This window comes from Albidovulum sediminicola, from assembly GCF_025751575.1.
Classification (GTDB): domain Bacteria; phylum Pseudomonadota; class Alphaproteobacteria; order Rhodobacterales; family Rhodobacteraceae; genus Albidovulum; species Albidovulum sediminicola.
The window spans coordinates 17,732-34,473 of sequence record NZ_JAOWLA010000001.1 but is presented as its reverse complement, the minus strand read 5'-3'; the positions used below and the strand labels follow the sequence as shown (position 1 = coordinate 34,473).

General features: G+C 67.4%; 17 protein-coding genes. 7 read left to right on the top strand and 10 right to left on the bottom strand.

Annotated elements, in window-relative coordinates; genetic code table 11:
* Window position 1: 1 nt before the first annotated feature.
* The 5 genes from OE647_RS00180 to ade form a co-directional block, all read right to left on the bottom strand.
* Entirely contained in the window at window positions 2-889 is an 888-nt protein-coding gene (locus OE647_RS00180) for a DMT family transporter (RefSeq protein WP_263719565.1), read from the bottom strand.
* 229 nt (window positions 890-1,118) lie between these two features.
* Window positions 1,119-1,949 (bottom strand): class I SAM-dependent methyltransferase, encoded by an 831-nt coding sequence (locus OE647_RS00175; RefSeq protein WP_263719564.1) that lies wholly within the window; start codon window positions 1,947-1,949, stop codon window positions 1,119-1,121.
* 176 nt (window positions 1,950-2,125) lie between these two features.
* Window positions 2,126-2,413 carry an HU family DNA-binding protein gene (locus OE647_RS00170; RefSeq protein WP_263719563.1) on the bottom strand — a complete coding sequence of 96 codons (288 nt, stop codon included), beginning with the start codon at window positions 2,411-2,413 and terminating at the stop codon, window positions 2,126-2,128.
* Between the two features lie 128 nt (window positions 2,414-2,541).
* Window positions 2,542-4,017 carry an AMP nucleosidase gene (locus tag OE647_RS00165; RefSeq protein ID WP_263719562.1) on the bottom strand — a complete coding sequence of 492 codons (1,476 nt, stop codon included), beginning with the start codon at window positions 4,015-4,017 and terminating at the stop codon, window positions 2,542-2,544.
* On the bottom strand, window positions 4,014-5,819 hold the full coding sequence (ade, locus tag OE647_RS00160; protein WP_263719561.1) for an adenine deaminase: 1,806 nt from the start codon (window positions 5,817-5,819) through the stop codon (window positions 4,014-4,016). The genes OE647_RS00165 and ade overlap by 4 nt, the downstream gene beginning before the upstream one ends.
* Before the next feature lie 155 nt (window positions 5,820-5,974).
* Here ade and OE647_RS00155 point away from each other — a divergent pair, with 155 nt between their 5' ends.
* Window positions 5,975-6,265: an Rdx family protein gene (locus OE647_RS00155; protein WP_263719560.1), complete on the top strand. Its 291-nt coding sequence runs from the start codon at window positions 5,975-5,977 to the stop codon at window positions 6,263-6,265.
* Window positions 6,262-7,095, top strand: coding sequence for an SDH family Clp fold serine proteinase (locus OE647_RS00150; protein ID WP_263719559.1), 834 nt, complete (start codon window positions 6,262-6,264; stop codon window positions 7,093-7,095). The genes OE647_RS00155 and OE647_RS00150 overlap by 4 nt, the downstream gene beginning before the upstream one ends.
* 3 nt (window positions 7,096-7,098) lie before the next feature.
* Here OE647_RS00150 and OE647_RS00145 read toward each other — a convergent pair whose 3' ends face one another.
* The 5 genes from OE647_RS00145 to fliF all read right to left on the bottom strand — a co-directional run bounded on the left by OE647_RS00145 (window position 7,099) and on the right by fliF (window position 11,920).
* Window positions 7,099-8,559: a sialate O-acetylesterase gene (locus tag OE647_RS00145; protein WP_263719558.1), complete on the bottom strand. Its 1,461-nt coding sequence runs from the start codon at window positions 8,557-8,559 to the stop codon at window positions 7,099-7,101.
* Between the two features lie 159 nt (window positions 8,560-8,718).
* On the bottom strand, window positions 8,719-9,441 hold the full coding sequence (gene fliP / locus OE647_RS00140) for a flagellar type III secretion system pore protein FliP (protein ID WP_263719557.1): 723 nt from the start codon (window positions 9,439-9,441) through the stop codon (window positions 8,719-8,721).
* Between the two features lies 1 nt (window position 9,442).
* Entirely contained in the window at window positions 9,443-9,727 is a 285-nt protein-coding gene (locus OE647_RS00135) for a FliM/FliN family flagellar motor switch protein (RefSeq protein WP_263719556.1), read from the bottom strand.
* Window positions 9,720-10,319 (bottom strand): FliH/SctL family protein, encoded by a 600-nt coding sequence (locus OE647_RS00130; protein ID WP_263719555.1) that lies wholly within the window; start codon window positions 10,317-10,319, stop codon window positions 9,720-9,722. The genes OE647_RS00135 and OE647_RS00130 overlap by 8 nt, the downstream gene beginning before the upstream one ends.
* Window positions 10,316-11,920 carry a flagellar basal-body MS-ring/collar protein FliF gene (gene fliF, locus OE647_RS00125; RefSeq protein WP_263719554.1) on the bottom strand — a complete coding sequence of 535 codons (1,605 nt, stop codon included), beginning with the start codon at window positions 11,918-11,920 and terminating at the stop codon, window positions 10,316-10,318. The genes OE647_RS00130 and fliF overlap by 4 nt, the downstream gene beginning before the upstream one ends.
* A 118-nt stretch (window positions 11,921-12,038) precedes the next feature.
* On the opposite strand from fliF, the gene OE647_RS00120 reads away from it, so the two are divergent.
* The 5 genes from OE647_RS00120 (at window position 12,039) to OE647_RS00100 (ending at window position 16,702) form a co-directional block, all read left to right on the top strand.
* Window positions 12,039-12,515: a flagellar basal body-associated FliL family protein gene (locus tag OE647_RS00120; RefSeq protein WP_263719553.1), complete on the top strand. Its 477-nt coding sequence runs from the start codon at window positions 12,039-12,041 to the stop codon at window positions 12,513-12,515.
* 7 nt (window positions 12,516-12,522) lie between these two features.
* Window positions 12,523-12,885 carry a hypothetical protein gene (locus OE647_RS00115; protein WP_263719552.1) on the top strand — a complete coding sequence of 121 codons (363 nt, stop codon included), beginning with the start codon at window positions 12,523-12,525 and terminating at the stop codon, window positions 12,883-12,885.
* Window positions 12,882-13,469 carry a MotE family protein gene (locus OE647_RS00110; RefSeq protein WP_263719551.1) on the top strand — a complete coding sequence of 196 codons (588 nt, stop codon included), beginning with the start codon at window positions 12,882-12,884 and terminating at the stop codon, window positions 13,467-13,469. Before OE647_RS00115 ends, OE647_RS00110 begins: the two co-directional genes overlap by 4 nt.
* Before the next feature lie 90 nt (window positions 13,470-13,559).
* Window positions 13,560-14,429 carry a flagellar motor stator protein MotA gene (gene motA, locus OE647_RS00105; RefSeq protein WP_263719550.1) on the top strand — a complete coding sequence of 290 codons (870 nt, stop codon included), beginning with the start codon at window positions 13,560-13,562 and terminating at the stop codon, window positions 14,427-14,429.
* Entirely contained in the window at window positions 14,426-16,702 is a 2,277-nt protein-coding gene (locus OE647_RS00100; RefSeq protein ID WP_263719549.1) for a hypothetical protein, read from the top strand. Before motA ends, OE647_RS00100 begins: the two co-directional genes overlap by 4 nt.
* The last annotated feature ends 40 nt before the right edge of the window (window positions 16,703-16,742 follow it).

Here is a 16,742-nt window from a genome sequence, read left to right as displayed (position 1 = left end):
TCTAGCGGGCGGGGCTGGCGACGACGGGCGCCTGCTTGGACAGTTGCACCGCCAGAATGCCGGCGGCCACGATCCCGACGCCGATGATGTCGGCCAGGCCAAGCTGTTCGCCCAGGAAGACGGCCGCGACCGCGACCCCGAAGAACGGGTTGAGGAAGTGATAGGTCGCGGCGCGCACCGCCCCGATGCGGCCCACCAGCCGGAACCAGACCCAGGTCGCCAGCAGCCCCGGGACCAGCGTCGTGTAGCCAAAGGCAAGGATCAGCCGTGGCGTCCAGTTGACCTGCCAGGGCTCGGTCAGAAACGCGGCGACGCCGAGGATGGCGGACCCGACGAACATCTGAAGCCCGACGATCATCAGGACATTGCCCTGGGACGACGCGCTGCGCACCGTCAGCGTGGCGATCGCCAGCGCCAGCGCGCCGAGCCCGCAGAAGATCAGCCCCTCGACGCTGACCCCGCCCGAAAAGCGCGACCCCATGATCAGGGTGACGCCCACGACACCGGCGACAAGGCCCGCCACGCCAAGCGGGCGTACGGTCTGGCCCAGGAACACCCAGCCCAGAAGCGCGACGAGAAGCGGCATGGTGGAGGCGATGATCGCGGCAAGCGAAGCCTCGACCCATTGCATCGCGACGAAGTTGAGCCCGAGATAGAGCGCATTCTGGCAAAGGCCAAAGATCATGACGGAACGCCACTGGCCCCGGCTCAGCCGCCAGGTTTGCCCGACGGCCGCAGCGATGCACACGCCGATGAGGCCAGAGATCAGGAACCGGAACGCGAGGGCGGTCAGCGGCGGCGCATCGGCGACGATCATGCGCGCCGAGGTGAAGGCCGAAGACCACATGAAGGCGAAAGCCAGGCCCATGAGGATCGCGCGCAGGTCCATCGTTCATCCTTCCGCTCTGGGCCGACTGTGGTCCAACCGTGGCCCGACATGGCCGGGATGCTGATTGCCATGTTCCGGCGGCGAAGGGAAGCGACCCCGCCCAACGCGGCGAGGCGAAAAGAAAATGAGCGTCTTGGCACATCGCGTTGGCCGCGATGCGGCCACTGAACCCCTTTCGCAGGCGCTCAGTCCAGACCCGCGTGGCTGGCGTTCGGAGTGCCGGGCGGCGTCAGCCGGGTTTTCGGCACGTTATCTGAACGGGATGGGTTCGCCCCTCCTCGATATTCCGGGCCGCATTCCTGACGATTTCGGGGGCCTGTTCGCCCAGAAGGACATGCGTGCCCAAAACCGGAAGCTGCCCCTTCTGCGCTAGGGCGATCGCGGTGTTATAGGCGTCGACGTACTTGTCGCCGGTATCCTTGACCTCGACCTGAACGAAACCTTCGGCCTCCAGAATGGACACCGTTTGCGACGGCCGCATCAGAAAGGCACCGGTTCCATCCTTGGACCAGGGCAGCGGGTGATGCGGATTCCCGGTTGCTCCAAGACCGTGTTCGGTGATCGCGAAGAAGGCGCCGGGCTTCAGCACGCGAAACGCTTCGCGAAAGAAGGCCCCTCGGTCGGGAACATTCATCGTGACGTGCTGGCTGTAGCCGCCGTCGAACACGGCGTCGTCAAAGGGAAGGTTCTGACCGTCGCCGACCACAAAAGAGACAAGGTGGCTGAGCCCGACAAGCTCGGTCAGCTTGTTGGCGGCCTCGACGAAGGGTTTGGTGATGTCGATCCCGTCCACATGGCACTGGAACCTCTGCGCGAGGTATCTTGCAGGTCCACCGACGCCGCTTCCTATATCGACGATGCGCTGCCCCGCCTTGAAGGGCAGCGCATCCGCAAGCTCCTTGGTCGCGGGAAATCCCCGCGCGTGGAAATGATCGACGGGGGCGAGTTGTTCGACCGTGACGCTCGCCGGGTCGAGCCCGGCGGACTTCATGGCCGCGACTATTCGGGAATAGACGTCCCCCGTCCCCCAGTGGTCGGCGATCGAGGCTGTGTCGGACATGATCGGGGCTCCTCCGTTTCGGGCACGATACCACGGCTCGGCGCGTCCGGGGAAACGCCACGTCAAAGGACCGCAACGGATGTGGTGCGGCGATATCGTTGCGGGACCTGAGAAAAGAAAAGGGCCGCCCGAAGGGCGACCCCGTTTTGGTCCAGCATGCCCGTGCGGGCCGCCGGTCAGCCGTTGACGCTGTCCTTCAGCGCCTTGGCGACCGAGATCTTGACGACCTTGTCCGCGGGCTTGGTGATGGATTCACCGGTGGCGGGGTTGCGCACCTGGCGCTCGGGGCGGGTGCGGCAGACGACCTTGCCGATGCCGGGCAGCGTCACCGCCCCGCCGCCGACGACTTCCGTCGTCACGACCGAGGCGATCGCATCGAGCGCGGACGAAGCGGTTTTCTTGTCAGCGCCCATCGCTTCTGCCACTGCGGTCACCAGCTGGGTCTTGGTCATGGGTTTGGACATGTCTGTCTCCTCGTTGGCCCCCTCTGTTGGGGCTAATTCGTCTTCAATCACTGTCTGTTGCGGTCAATCGCATCAGATTGTGCGCTAAGGCAAGCCATTTTCGACCATTTTCGGCGTTTTTCGCAGCGTCACAGGAAGGCTGTTTCCTCGAAGCTACGAAGCTTGCGGCTGTGTATACGCTCCACCGGCATGTCGCGCAGCTTTTCCATCGCGCGCACCCCGATCTGAAGGTGCCGGCTGACCTGCGTCCGGTAGAAATCCGTCGCCATGCCGGGAAGCTTCAACTCTCCGTGGAGCGGCTTGTCGGAGACGCAGAGCAGCGTTCCGTAGGGCACGCGAAAGCGAAAACCATTGGCCGCGATCGTGGCGCTTTCCATGTCGAGCGCGATGGCCCGCGATTGCGAAAGCCGCTGGACCGGGCCGGACTGGTCGCGCAGTTCCCAGTTGCGGTTGTCGATCGTGGCGACGGTTCCGGTGCGCATGATCTTCTTCAGGTCGAAGCCATCCATATGGGCGACATCCGCGACGGCCTCCTGCAAGGCGATCTGAATCTCTGCCAGGGCCGGGATCGGCACCCAGACCGGAAGATCCGCGTCCAGGACGTGGTCCTCGCGCACATAGGCGTGGGCCAGCACGAAATCGCCCAGCGACTGCGAATTGCGCAGCCCCGCGCAGTGGCCAACCATCAGCCAGGCATGGGGGCGCAGCACCGCGATGTGATCCGTCGCGGTCTTGGCGTTCGACGGGCCGACGCCGATGTTGACCAGCGTTATCCCCTGGCCGCCGCGCCGCTTGAGGTGATAGGTCGGCATCTGCGGCATCTTGGCGGGGTCCCGCAGGTCGCCGTCGGGGGTGGTGATCCTCACGTTCCCCGGACCGACAAGGGCTGTGTAGCCCGATGCGGGATCGCCCAAGGCCTGCCGCGCATAGGCCTCGAACTCCTGCACATAGAACTGGTAGTTGGTGAACAGGACGAAGTTCTGGAAATGCTCCGCGTCCGTCGCGGTGTAGTGGCTGAGACGCGCCAGCGAGTAATCCACCCGCTGCGCCGTGAAGGGCGCCAGGTGGTCGGAGCCGTCGGCATTGCGCCGCGCGGTCCCGTTGACGATGTCGTCGTTGGTCGTGGACAGATCCGGCACGTCGAAGACATCGCGCAGCGAAAAGCCCAGGACGCCCTCTTGCGGGACGTTGACATGGGGGCTGGAGGCGACGGCGAAATGCACCGGGATCGGTGTGCTGCTGGGGCCCACGGTGACCGGCACGCCGTGGTTGCGGATCAGGTGCCCGATCTGCTCGATCAGGTAGTTCCGAAACAGGTCGGGTCGGGTGATGGTCGCGACATAGGTTCCAGGCACCGGAACATGGCCGAAGGACAGGCGGCTGTCAGCCTTGGCATGGGTGTTCGTGGTGATCCGCACCTCGGGGTAGAAGGCGCGCACGCGGGCGGTCGGACGGTGGCCCCCCAGCGCACGGGTGAACTGGTCGAAGAGAAAGCCCGTGGCCTGGGCATAAAGCGCCTCAAGCCGCGTGACGGCGGCCGAGGCCTCGGTGAATTGCTCCGCCGCGGGTGCGCGCGGGGTCAGGATGGCGGTTTCTGTGTTCATGCAAAAAGCTCGGTGAATTCAAACTTGGTGACATCGACCAGCCCGAGGTCGGAGATCCTGAGTTCGGGGATCACGACGAGGGCCAGGAAGGAGTGCTGGATCGAGGCGTTGTTCAGGTCGCAACCGCAGTCGCGCATCCGGGCGACGAGGTTCGAGGCGCGGGCGGCCATCTCGGCGGCCGGCGCATCCGACATCAGCCCCGCGACCGGCAGGGGGATGTCGGCGATCTCCTCCCCGTCCTTCCAGAGCGAGAAGCCCCCGCCCATCCTGGCGATGGCGTTCGCGGCCTTGGCCATCAGCGCGCGATCGGTTCCGACGACGATGATCTGGTGGCTGTCATGCGCGACGGTTGAGGCCATGGCCATCCGGCCCTTGTAGCGGAAACCGTTGACGAAGCCGTTGACCATCCGGCCCGACCCCTTGTGGCGTTCGATCACCGCGCATTGCGCGACATCCTGCGCCGCGTCGGGCTCGACGATACCGTCCCTGACGGTCAATTCGGCGGTCAGGGCGCGGGTCGGCGCCTGGTTCTCGACGATGCCGATGACCCTGACCCGCACGGTGTCGGCACCCGCCGGCGCCGGGATCTCGAAATCCTTCGCAGTCTTGTCTCGTCCCATCCGCACCGTGTCCCTGGCCGCCGTGGGCCAGTCGTAATGGGGGCATGTAACGGTCAGACGACCGTTCTGCGCAACGGTGCGGCCACGGGCGATCACCTGCTCGCAGGGCAGCGTCCTCAGATCCGAGGTCAGGATCAGGTCGGCCCGGCGTCCCGGCGCGATCGAGCCCAGTTCACGCTCCAGCCCGAAATGGGTCGCGGTGTTGATCGTCGCCATCTGAAGCGCGACCAGCGGATCGCAGCCCTTTTCGACCGCGCGGCGATAGGCGCGGTCCATGTGCCCTTCTTCGACCAACGTGCCGGGGTGGCAGTCGTCGGTGCACAGGATGAAGTTGCGCGGATCGAGCCCCTTTTCGGTCACGGCCGTGATCTGGCGGTCAACGTCGAACCAGGCGGAGCCGTGGCGCATCATCGCCCGCATGCCCTGGCGCGCGCGCACGACCGGGTCCATCTCGGTCGTGCCCTCATGATCGTCGGCCGGACCGCCCGCGACATAGGCAAGGAAGGCCGGCCCGAGGTCGGGGCTGGCGTAATGCCCGCCCACCGTCTTGCCCGCGCGCTGGGTCGCGGCGATCTCGGCCAGCATCTGCTGGCTGCCCGCGATCACGCCGGGGAAATTCATCATCTCCCCCAAGCCGATGATGCCGGGCCATGTCATGGCCTCCGCCACCTCGTCGGGGCCGATCTCGTAGGGCGTCGTCTCCAACCCCGGCGCCGAGGGCGCGCAGGAGGGCATCTGCATGAACATGTTGACGGGTTGCATCAACGCCTCGTCATGCATCATGCGCACGCCCTCGATCCCCAGCACGTTGGCGATCTCATGCGGGTCGGCGAACATCGAGGTGGTGCCATGCGGGATCACGGCGGCGGCGAATTCGGCCGGGGTCAGCATCCCCGATTCCACATGCATGTGCCCGTCGCAGAGCCCCGGCACCATGAAGCGTCCCTCCGCCTCGATCACCTCGGTCTCGGGGCCGATGGCGTAGGAGAGGTCGGGTGCGATCGCGGCAAATCGCCCTTCGGCGATGGCGATGTCATGGCCGGGCAGGACCTCGCGGGTGTGGACGTTGACCCATTGGCCGCCCCGGATCACGAGGTCGGCGGGGCTGCGGCCTGCCGCGACCGCGACAAGGCGGGGGGCGACATCGGACCAGGGCGAAGGGGAAAGGTTTTGCGTTTTCATGCCCGACCGTGCCAGATCGCCGGAACACCCGCAAGAGGGTCCGCACCCGCCCGTAATGCGGCACGGAGCGAGGCGAAATTTCGCAGCACTTTCCGCGAGAAACCGGCTAGGATCGCCCCGCACCCGAGGACCGAGCCGACCAAGGAGAACGCCACTTGCCCCTGCCCAGTGTCACGATCACCTACTGCACCGGCTGCAACTGGCTCTTGCGGTCTGCCTGGATGGCGCAGGAGCTTCTCTCCACGTTTCAGAACGATCTGGGCGGCGTCACGCTGTCGCCCGGCTCCGGCGGCGCATTCGAAATCACGCTGGACGGCGAGGTGATCTGGGAACGCAAGCGCGACGGTGGATTTCCCGAAATCAAGGCCCTCAAGCAGCGGGTGCGCGACCGGATCGATCCCGAAAGATCGCTGGGCCATGTCGACCGCGCGGGGGGGCAGGGATGAGTATTTCCGACATGCTCTGGGTGTTCATCATCCTGTCGATGCTGCAACCCGTGATCGCACGCAAGATGCTTGATCTGCGCCGGATGCAGATGATCGACCGTTTCCAGAAAAAACGCGGCAGCCGGGTGATCCTGATGGTCCACCGGCAGGAGACGATGCGCTTCCTGGGCTTTCCGCTGATGCGCTACATCGACATCCAGGACAGCGAGGACGTGCTGCGCGCGATCCGGATGACCGACAAGGACATGCCCCTCGATATCGTGCTGCACACGCCCGGCGGCCTCGTGCTCGCCGCGCTACAGATTGCCCGCGCGGTCGAGGCGCATCGCGGAAAGGTCACGGTTTTTGTCCCGCACCACGCGATGTCGGGCGGAACCCTGGTTGCGCTGGCCGCGGATGAGATCGCGATGTGTGACCATTCGGTCCTGGGGCCGATCGACCCGCAGATCGGCCAGTTTCCCGCGGCCTCCATCCTGAAGGCGGTCAGCGCCAAGCCGGTGGCCGAGGTCGATGACGAAACCCTGATCCTGGCCGATGTCGGGCAGAAGGCGCTGGATCAGGTGCGCCGCGCCGCGACCGAGATCCTGTCTGCCCAGATGCCGGAGGAGAAGGCGGCCGGCATCGCCGAACTGCTGTCCTCGGGCACCTGGACGCATGACTACCCGATCTCCGCGCGTGAGGCACAAGAGATCGGGTTGAATGTCGTCACAGAGATGCCCGAAGACGTTCTGACGATGATGATGCTTTATCCGCAGCCGCTGCGGCAGTCGGGCGGGGTGGAGTTTCTGCCCGGCCCGCAACGCCCCACGCCGCGCCCAACGCGCAGATAACCCTCAGGCGGGCCTGAGGACCAGGGCGTTGATCGAGGCTCTGCTGACGCCCTGATCGAAGCTGCACGTCACCGTCCGCATCCCGGCGGCGATCTGGAGCTCCGCGCCGCAATGCACGCCGTAATAGCCGCCCGAATAGGAGCCCGATACGGATTGGCTGAGGTCGATCACGCCGGTTGCGAGCGCCGGGGAATAGGCCGCCGCCGCCGCGAAGACCAGATCGCCCGGCTGAACGGAAACCGGGGCCGAAATGCTGAAGATCCCCGTGGTTTGCAGCGCCGTCGTCGCCTGACCCAGGGCGTTTGCCAGATGCGGCCGGGCGCCATGGACCGGGAGGACCGCGATTGCCGATTGTCCGGACCCGGGCAAGCTGTCGAGCTTCACCGTGACCGCGGCCGACGTCCCTTCGGGCACCCGGCCGTAAAAGAGGGAGGTGCCGCTGAGGCCGGCGTCGGTTGCATGCGTCCCGGCCCGGGTCAGGGCCACGCCGCCGACCGTTACCGAAAGCGGCGTGACCGCTGCCGCGGCCCGCGCGGACACCGCGATCAGGATCAGCCGGTCCGGCGACGGCGTGCCGAGCGACACGCCGGACAGGGTGGACTGGGTGAGCCGGGGCAGCGCATATTGCGTGATGGTGCCAAGCGTGATCGCCCCCCCGGACCCGAGTGGCGCGTTCCCCGCCGCCTCCGCCAGCCCCGCGACGTAGCTTTGGCCAAGCGCCGCCACCGTGGGCGCGTCGGCCTCGGTGAGAGAGGCCAGCGTGCCCTCCGATGGGGTCGAAGGGTCCGCGTAGCCGGTATGGCTCACCTGGTTGGGACGCGATTGGCAGACGTTCTGGATCGCGGAATGGTAAAGCGTCGACTTGGGGAAATGCCCCCCGAGTACGAACGGCGTCGAGGCGCCGGCCCCGGTGACATCCGCGCGAAGATCGGTGATCAGCTGGTTCAGCGCCGCCTCGTAGCTGTCCCGTGCAGCCTGGGTCTGGCTGTCGGCTTCCCCCTGGTGCCAAAGGATGCCCTTCAGGATGGCGCCCGCCGGGGCCTCGGCCATCGCGGCGTTCACCCGCGCAATGGCGGCGTTGTACTCCGCGCTGCCCTTGACCCATTGGGAGGTGGCGAAACCCGAACCTGCGCGCGCCACCCCGACCAGGTGGACCGGGTTCTCAGGGTGCGCCGCCTGATAGGCGCTGGCGAAGGCGCGCGCCCAGCCGAAGTTGGCCAGCGGATCGGGCCGTGCGATCGCTGCGGTTTCCCAAGGCCCATGGCAAAGGCGGCTTCCGATCGGCTCCCACGCGTTGGCGGCGGACCAGTGCCGGGCGATTGCGGGAAATGCGGTGGCGTCGTCCTCCGGTGCGCGGCCCGAGGCGTTGGCCTCGCCCGCGATCACGAAGACATGTGGGGCGGGGCCGGGGGTGGCACCGTGCGCATGGGGCTTGTCGCCAAGGTTGATACCGATCTGAAGCATTGCGTCATCCTTGCTCTGGCAGGCGCCGGGGGCTGAGAACGATCGGCCCCGCGCGGCGTCCTGTCGGGTTGCCGAATGGCGCGGACTCTACGCGCCGCGCGCGAAGCGTTGCGGATCGGCCGGATCGGCCGTGCGCAACACCCCGTTCGCGGCGGCGCCTCAGAAGTAGCTGCGCACAAGCGCGCCGGTCAGGAGCGACCAGCCATCCGCCACGACGAAGAAGGCCAGCTTGAAGGGCAGCGCGACGACCGCGGGCGGCACCATCATCATGCCCATCGACATCAGAACGGCCGAAACGACCAGGTCGATGATCAGGAACGGCAGGTAGATCAGGAAGCCGATCTGGAAGGCCCGCGCCATTTCTGAAAGCATGAAGGATGGAACCAGAAGTGAAAGCGGCGCATCCTCGGCCCGCGCAAAGGCCGGGGTCTGCGGGCGCAGGGCCGCAAGCTCCGCCAGCGTGTCGGGGTCCAGCCGGTGCGCCATGAAGATGCGGAAGGGCGCCAGCCCCGCGTCGAAGGCGGCCGCCGCGTCGATCCGTCCCGCCATCAGCGGAGAGATCGCATCGGCCCAGGCCTGAAGGAAAACCGGCTCCATCACGAACCAGGTCAGGAACAGCGCCAGCGTGACGATCAGCATGTTGGGGGGGGACTGCTGCAAGCCGATCGCCTGCCTGAGGATCGACAGGACCGTCACGATGAACGGAAAGCAGGTGATCATCACCGCGAGTCCCGGCGCCAGCCCCAGGAGCGTGACAGTGGCGATCAGGAAAAGCGACTGCCCCGTCAGCGTGCTGCCGTCGAGGGAGAGTGTGACCTGCTGAGCCAGGGCCGGATATGGCAGCCAGACCGTGATCGCGGCAAGGATCAGCCGGGGCTCCATCTCAGCCCTCTGCCGGGCGTTCGGCGATTTCGGTCAACCGGACGCCGAGCCGCCCGGTCCCCTCGCCGTCCAGCTCCACAAGTTCGCCGCGCGCGATCAGCCGTTCCCCGACGTGCAGTTCCACCGGGTCCTCGATCCGGCGGTCCAATGGCAGGACGGCATCGCGCCGCAGCTTCAGCAGGTCTTTCAACTGGATCCGGCTCCGCCCGACCGAGATCGTGACTTCGATCGGGATTCCGGTCAGCGGGCTCTCTGCGGTGTCCCGCTCCGGGATGCTGTCAGTCATGCGCGGCCTCCTGTGGCTCATCAGCTTGGAAGAAGTCCGTGACCGCCGCGCCGATCTCCGCGATCGCGCGGTCGAGGTCGATGTCGACCTCGCGCGGGCCGGCGATCAGGCGCACCTGTCCGCGCGACAGCGAGGGCTCGGCTTCGAATACCAGCGGGAAGTCGGCCCTCGGGATCACGATCTCCTCGACCGTGCGCTGGTTCTCGGGGTGGGCGCGCAGTCGTACGGGCACATCGAGCAGCCGTTCCGTCTCGGGGCGCAGGGCCTCCAGAACCAGGTGGCCAAGCGCCTCCTGCGCCATCTTCGGAAGGACCTTGGCCACCATCTCGACCAGCAGCGGCTCAAGAGCGTGCTGGATGTGGCCGCGGGCCTCGGCGTAGGTCAGGGACAGCTCGCGCAGGCTTTGGCCGAGATCGGCGCGCAGCCGCGCGATCTCCTCGTCCTGGGCGTTGATCGCATCGTCCCAACCGGCCGTGAAGCCGCTCTCATAGGCCTGAAGCCTGGCCTCCTCCAATTGGACGGAGGACACGTCGCGCCGGACTTCCCCCTCGGGGGCCTCGTCGAAACATTCGAGCGAAACGGGGCGGGTCACCGCGCCTCCTCCTGTTCGCCTTCTTCCATCCAGCTGCGCAGGATCTCGGCCGTTTCGTCGCGCTTCTCGACCATCAGCGCGCGCAGTCTCGCGACCGGGTCCGGCGGGTCATCCGAGGCCTCGCGCGGCGGGCCGAGCGTTCGGCTCGGCGACGCCGGGCGCGCGGTGACACCGGCAGACGCATCGTCGTCCTCGATCTCTCCGGTCAGGGCGTCGGGATCGGGCGCCGCGCCCAGTCGCGCGACCGCTGCTGCGGGTGGAACGGGCCCCGCGGCGCGCGCGCCAGCCAGAATGGGGCGGACGACGAAAAGGCCGAGCAGCAGCGCGACCAGCGCGGCCACCCCCGCCTGAACCAACTGCGTCACGTCGATCGCGGTCGGCCTGATCCAGCCCGCGCCCGGCGCCTCGGTCCCTGCCAGAAAGGGTTCGAACGGCAGCGAGCGGATGGAGATCACGTCCCCGCGGCCCTCGTCAAAGCCAACCGCCGCCGCCACGAGTTCGCGCAGCGCCGCCAGTTCCTCCTCGGATCGAGGCTCGGGCGGCTGCCCTTCGGCGGCAGGTGCGGCGTTCAAGAGGACCGCAACCGTTTGGCGGCGCACGGCACCGGGCGTGCGCAGCAACTCCCGCGTGGTCTCCGAGACCTCGAAGTTTACCCGTTCGCGCGATTCGTTTGACTGGCTGGAACTGCCTTGCCCGCCGTCCGAGTTGCCGGATGGAAGGTTGGAGGCGACGGTCACGGGAGCGGCCCCGCTGTCGGACCCGGCCTGCGAACGCTCCTCGTTGTCGGTCGATATCGCGATCCTGCTCTCCGGGTCGAGCCTGCGTTCGCTGATCGTCTCGCGCTCCGTCACGATGTCCACGGCGACCTCCACCACCGCGTTCCCGGCCCCGACGCGCGCTTCGAGCAGGCGCTGGACCGAGCGGCGCAGATCCTCCGCGCGCGATGCGGCTGAGACGCCGGGGTCCGTGTCGCCCGGCACGAGATTGCCCTGGCCGTCCAGGATGGAGACGTCCGCAGGCTGCAGGCCCGCGACGGCGGAGGCGACGAGAAACCTTAAGGCACGGGCGTGCTCCGGCGGGACGGTGCCCAGTGTCGTCGCAACCATGACGGAGGCCGTCGGAGGCGCGGCGCGACGGAACCCGGCGGGTTCCACATTGGCGATATGGACGCGGGCGAAACGCACATCCGGAAGCGCCGCGATGGTGCGCGCGATCTCGCCTTCCTTGGCGCGCAGATAGGCCGCGTCGAACATCTGCGCCGTTGTCCCGAAGCCCGACAGCCCGTCCAGCAGCTCATAGCCCGCGCCGCTGTTCGCAGGCAGCCCTTCCGAGGCCAGCAGCATCCGCATCTCATCGCGCCGCGCGCCATCGACGTAGATCGATTCGCCTTGGATCTCGTAGGGGACGCCGTGCCGGTCGAGGGCCGCCAGGACCTCCCCCGCGCGGGCCTGGTCGAGCCCGGCGTAAAGCAGCGCCAGGGACGGATTGCGCGCAGCCCCCGCCAGAAGAAGGACCGCGGCGAAAATCAATGCCGCGGCGCCGGCGACGATGACCCGATGCGTCGGGCGTAGGGCCTGCCAGAGCGTCAGGAACTGCTGCAAGGGATGTCTCCGACTTTCGGGGGCGTCCTGCCCCGGTGATCGATCAATCCCCGATCGCATTTAAGAATTGGTTAGCCGTATTCGGGTTATCCCGTCCCTGAAATCGGGAGGACACCGGATGTCGGACGCGGAGACCGTGGCGGTCAAGAAGAAAGGGAAGGGCCTGATCATCGGTCTTGTGCTGGCGCTGATCGCGGGTGGCGGGGGGTTCTTCGCCGTCTATTCGGGCCTGATCCTCGGGCATGGCGACGCCGCGCCCGAAGCCGCCGAGGAGGCCTCGATCGCGGAGCTCCCCGAGGTTGCGTTCGTCCCGGTGGACCGGATCGTGCTTCCCGTCGGACCGGGCAACAGCGGCCGCTTCCTTCACTTCGCCGCCCAGATCGAGGTGCCGAAGGCGCATGAGCAGGAGGCGCTGCATTTCCTACCCCGCGTCACCGACGTGCTGAATACCTACCTGCGTGCGTTGGAGCCGGAGGACCTGTCCGAAAAGACGGCCCTGATCCGACTGCGCGCGCAGATGCTGCGGCGGGTTCAGATCGTCCTGGGCGAGGGGCGCGCGCGCGACCTCCTGATCACCGAGTTTGTCATCAACTGAGGCGGCCATGGAACTTCTGTCAAATCTTCTGCTGTTCGCCGCCGCGCTGGGCGCGGGTTTCTACTGCCTGATCCTGTCGCGCCGCCTCAAGCGGTTCAGCGGGCTGGAAACCGGAATGGGCGGGGCCATCGCAGTCTTGTCCGCACAGGTCGATGACCTGGCGCGCGTCCTCGGGCAGGCGCGCACGGCGGCGCAGGATTCCGCAGCGCGGCTGGAGGAACGGACCCAGCGCGCAGAGAGCGCCGCACGGCAGCTGGAACTGATGCTGGCGGCCCTGCATGACCTTCCGCCCGAGGCAGATCCGTCTGCGGGAGCGCGCGCGCGCTTCGTTCGACGCAGGATGTCCCCGCAGGACGGGGAAATGGGATGAGCCCGCCGCCCCGATCCGCGTCTCGCCGCCGCTCCGGCCGCCGCGCGCTGGCCTTGATCATGGCGCTTTTCCTGGGCTCGGCCGCCCTGCGGCTCGCGGGGGCGATCCCGGCCGCGATGGCCGAGGCGGGGCCAGGCACGCCCTCTGACGAAGCGGCAGTGGCCTGCGAGAGCGAAGACGGGGTGATGGAGCTCTTTCAGGCCGTGCGCGCCCGCGAAGCCGCCGTCGAGAGCCGGGAGGCAAACCTGTCGGAGCGCGCGCGGACGATCGAGTTGGCGATGGCGGCGATGACCCGCCAGAAGGACGCGCTTGCGGCGGCGGAGGAGCGGCTCACCGCAATCCTCGCAATTGCGGACCAGGCGGCGGAAAAGGATGTCTCGCGTCTCGTCAGCGTCTACGAAAGCATGAAGCCGAAGGAGGCCGCGCCGCTCTTTGAGGCGATGGACACGGACTTCGCCGCCGGTTTCGTCGCCCGGATGAAGCCCGAGGCGGCGGCGGCGGTGCTGTCGGGGATGGACACCGAGAAGGCCTATTTGATCAGCCTAGCGCTCGCCGGCCGCAATGCTCGCGCGCCCACCGAATGACATGATCTGCGCGATGGGCCGGGCAGGGGGAAATCTTAACTCTCGGCGGGCTAGCCTGCGTCGACCGAGACGGGCGTTCGGACAGGGATCATGATCGGTATCATCGGCATCGCCATCATCTTCATCATGGTTTTCGGCGGCTACACGCTGCACGGCGGCAGCATGGGCATCATCCTGGAGGCTCTGCCCTGGGAGATGATCATGATCGGCGGCGCCGCGGCGGGGGCTTTCGTCGTTGCGAACGACATGCCCGCGATCAAGCAGACGCTCCGGGATATCGGAAAGGTTTTCAAGGGGGCTAAGTGGAAGCCGCAGGACTACCGCGACCTGCTCTGCCTGCTCTACGAGTTGATCCGGCTGGCCCGAGCGAACCCGGTCGCGGTCGAAGAGCACATCGAAAATCCGGAAACCTCGGCGATTTTCTCCCGCTATCCGAAGATCCAGCGCGACCACGAGGCTTGCGAACTGATCTGCGACACGATGCGCGCGGCCTCGATGAACTACGACGATCCCCACCAGGTCGAGGAAGTTCTCGAAAAGCAGCTTGAGGCCAACCTGCATCACGCGCTGCATTCGAGTCATGCGCTGCAATCCGTGGCCGACGGCATGCCCGCGCTCGGCATCGTCGCGGCGGTCCTGGGGGTGATCAAGACGATGGGGTCCATCGATCAGCCGCCCGAGATCCTGGGCGGTATGATCGGCTCAGCGCTTGTCGGGACCTTCATGGGCGTCTTCATGGCCTATGGCCTCGTCGGCCCCTTCGCCTCTAAGGTGAAGGCGGTGGTGGAGGAGGACGCCCAGTTCAGCAAGCTGATCCGGGAAGTGCTGGTGGCGAACCTGCATCGCCACCCGCCCAACATCTGCATCGAGGTCGGCCGCCAGAACACGCCGCACCCGTTCCGTCCAAGCTTCGCCGACCTCGAACAATCTCTCAAGGATCTGAAGGCGGAGGCCGCATGAGGCATCTTCTGCGTCTCGTCATGCTGCTTCTGTTCGCCTGCCCCGCGTGGGCGGAAACGGTGCCGGTCCGTTCCGGTGAGCATGGCGCGTTCACTCGGATCGCCATCGACCTGCCCGGGGCGGTGGGATGGGATCTTGGGCGCACCGCCGACGGGTATGAGCTTCGCCTTGATCGTCGGGACATCGACTTCGACCTTTCAGACGTCTTCCGCGCGATCTCGCGCGAGCGGGTCGCCGGCATCGCCGCGCTTGACGGGGGCGGGCGACTGGCCGTGACGCTCGGCTGCGACTGCGCGGCGAGTGCCTTTGCAACAGCCGCGGGGGCCGTCGCAATCGACCTGAGCGACGGCCCGGCTGACCCCGGATCGGCTTACGAACGCGCCTTGCCGTCTTTCGAGGGCGGGCACCAACCCCCCACCTCTGGGACGCAGGCGGCGCTTTCCCCGGGCCTTCCGGACGCGACCTCTCTCGGTGGCGAGCGCCGACCTGACCTGGCAGAAGATCTAAGGGCACAAATCTCGGCGCCGGCTGCGATCCTGCCGCTCGGCCCGCCTGCGGCGCCACCCGCGCGCCTTTCGACGACCCTCCCCGCACCGCGAGCGGGCGCGTCCGAAGAAACGATGGAGCGGGCGAAGGAATTGCTGATCGAGCAACTCGCCCATGCAGCGGCCCAGGGGCTGGTTCAGGTCGAAACGGACCTGCCACCGCGGCCCGGCGGAACGCGCGCGATCGATGAAGCCGCTCCCGAGCCGACCCTGATGCCCGCAGCTCCCGAGCTGCCCCTGCGTGCCATGACGAGCGTGGAGGCCGCAACGCCGCTTGAGCCGCCCGGTGCCGACGTCACCCCGAACGGGGCGGCCTGCCCCGATCCTTCGGATTTTGCGGTTCAGGACTGGATCGGCGACGCGCCGGTGGCCGATCAGATCGCGCAAGCGCGCGCGGCCTTGCTGGGGGAATTCGACGTGCCGGACCCCGACGCGGTTCGGCGCCTGGCGCGGCTCTACCTCGCGCTTTCGATGGGGCCCGAGGCAGCATTGGTCATGCGTGTTCTCGGGGGCGGCGGGGACGCGCCGCTGGCCGCCATGGCGCAGATCCTGGAGGATCAGCCCGTTATGCAGCCTGAGGATCTGACACGCTATTCTGATTGCGGTTCTGCTGTCGCGCTTTGGGCGGTGCTCGCTGCGGCTGAGCCGGACCTCATCAAGACCTATGACGCCGGCGCCATTCTGCGCGGATTTCGCGCCTATCCCGACCCCGTGCGCCGCGCGCTCGTGCCCGGTCTGACGCGGTTCTTCGTTGCCCATGAAGATCGGGAAAGCGCCGGTATCCTGCGCAACTCGCTGAGCCGCGCAGTTCCCGAGAATGCGGCTGCGGCTGCCCTGGCCGGTGCGGGCCTGACGCAGGATCTGCAAGGCGCTGAGCCGGATGCCGGTCTCGACGCCCTGGCGCTTTCCAATGACCCGCTGTCCGCCCAGGCAACGCGTGCCGCGATCGAGGCCCGCCTTGCAGCCGGCGATCCGGTGCCCGAACGGCTGGCCACCCATGCGGAGGCATTGGCCTTCGCGTCAGGTCCCGACAGCAGCCTGGCGGCCGAGGCGGCGCTGGCCTTCGCTTCCGCCAGCGACTTTGACAGGGCCTGGGATCTGCTTGACCGGGCCGAGGACGGCCTTGATCCACGGCAACAGGCGCGAACGCTGTCGCGGTTCGCGGATCTTATGACTTCGCGCGCGGACGACGGATCCTTCCTGCGCCTGGTCTTCGCGCGCCCGGACCGCTTTTCGGCCAGCTTTCTCGACCCGCGCACCAACAGCCGGATGGCCGCGCGGCTGTCCGGCCTTGGTTTTCATACGCAGGTCGCCCGTCTTCTGGATGGCGCGGCATCGCCCGACGAAGACGCGCGGCTTGTTCTGGCCCGGCGGGACCTTGCCGAGGGGCGCGGCGATACCGCGCTGGCGTACCTTTCTAATGTGGAAGGTGAGGCCCCGCTCCTGCGCGCCCGCGCCCGCGAGCTTGAGGGTGATGCCGACGGGGCGGTCGCGGACTACCTTCAGGCGGGCGCAGCGGAGGACGCGATGGCCGCCGCCTGGCGCAACGGGCTCTGGCTCCGGGCAGGGAAACTCGCGACAGGAGCCCGGCGTCACGCGATCGATCTGGCGCAAGTGGCGCCGGGCGGCGACGGCGATGTCACGCTGGCCTCTGCCCGCGCGCTTGTGGAACAGGCCCGCGACACCCGCGAGACGTTCGAGATGCTTCTCGCTGAACCGGAATCGTGACGCCGGTTACCAATTCTCAAGACCCCTGACCTAGCCTGCG

What these genes read in the sequence shown, in the direction of transcription:
- OE647_RS00180 (WP_263719565.1), bottom strand. Translation starts at nt 889, where the DNA reads ATGGACCTGCGCGCGATCCTCATGGGCCTGGCTTTCGCCTTCATGTGG.
- OE647_RS00175 (WP_263719564.1), bottom strand. Translation starts at nt 1,949, where the DNA reads ATGTCCGACACAGCCTCGATCGCCGACCACTGGGGGACGGGGGACGTC.
- OE647_RS00170 (WP_263719563.1), bottom strand. Translation starts at nt 2,413, where the DNA reads ATGTCCAAACCCATGACCAAGACCCAGCTGGTGACCGCAGTGGCAGAA.
- OE647_RS00165 (WP_263719562.1), bottom strand. Translation starts at nt 4,017, where the DNA reads ATGAACACAGAAACCGCCATCCTGACCCCGCGCGCACCCGCGGCGGAG.
- ade (WP_263719561.1), bottom strand. Translation starts at nt 5,819, where the DNA reads ATGAAAACGCAAAACCTTTCCCCTTCGCCCTGGTCCGATGTCGCCCCC.
- OE647_RS00150 (WP_263719559.1), top strand. Translation starts at nt 6,262, where the DNA reads ATGAGTATTTCCGACATGCTCTGGGTGTTCATCATCCTGTCGATGCTG.
- OE647_RS00145 (WP_263719558.1), bottom strand. Translation starts at nt 8,559, where the DNA reads ATGCTTCAGATCGGTATCAACCTTGGCGACAAGCCCCATGCGCACGGT.
- fliP (WP_263719557.1), bottom strand. Translation starts at nt 9,441, where the DNA reads ATGGAGCCCCGGCTGATCCTTGCCGCGATCACGGTCTGGCTGCCATAT.
- OE647_RS00135 (WP_263719556.1), bottom strand. Translation starts at nt 9,727, where the DNA reads ATGACTGACAGCATCCCGGAGCGGGACACCGCAGAGAGCCCGCTGACC.
- OE647_RS00120 (WP_263719553.1), top strand. Translation starts at nt 12,039, where the DNA reads ATGTCGGACGCGGAGACCGTGGCGGTCAAGAAGAAAGGGAAGGGCCTG.
- OE647_RS00115 (WP_263719552.1), top strand. Translation starts at nt 12,523, where the DNA reads ATGGAACTTCTGTCAAATCTTCTGCTGTTCGCCGCCGCGCTGGGCGCG.
- OE647_RS00110 (WP_263719551.1), top strand. Translation starts at nt 12,882, where the DNA reads ATGAGCCCGCCGCCCCGATCCGCGTCTCGCCGCCGCTCCGGCCGCCGC.
- motA (WP_263719550.1), top strand. Translation starts at nt 13,560, where the DNA reads ATGATCGGTATCATCGGCATCGCCATCATCTTCATCATGGTTTTCGGC.
- OE647_RS00100 (WP_263719549.1), top strand. Translation starts at nt 14,426, where the DNA reads ATGAGGCATCTTCTGCGTCTCGTCATGCTGCTTCTGTTCGCCTGCCCC.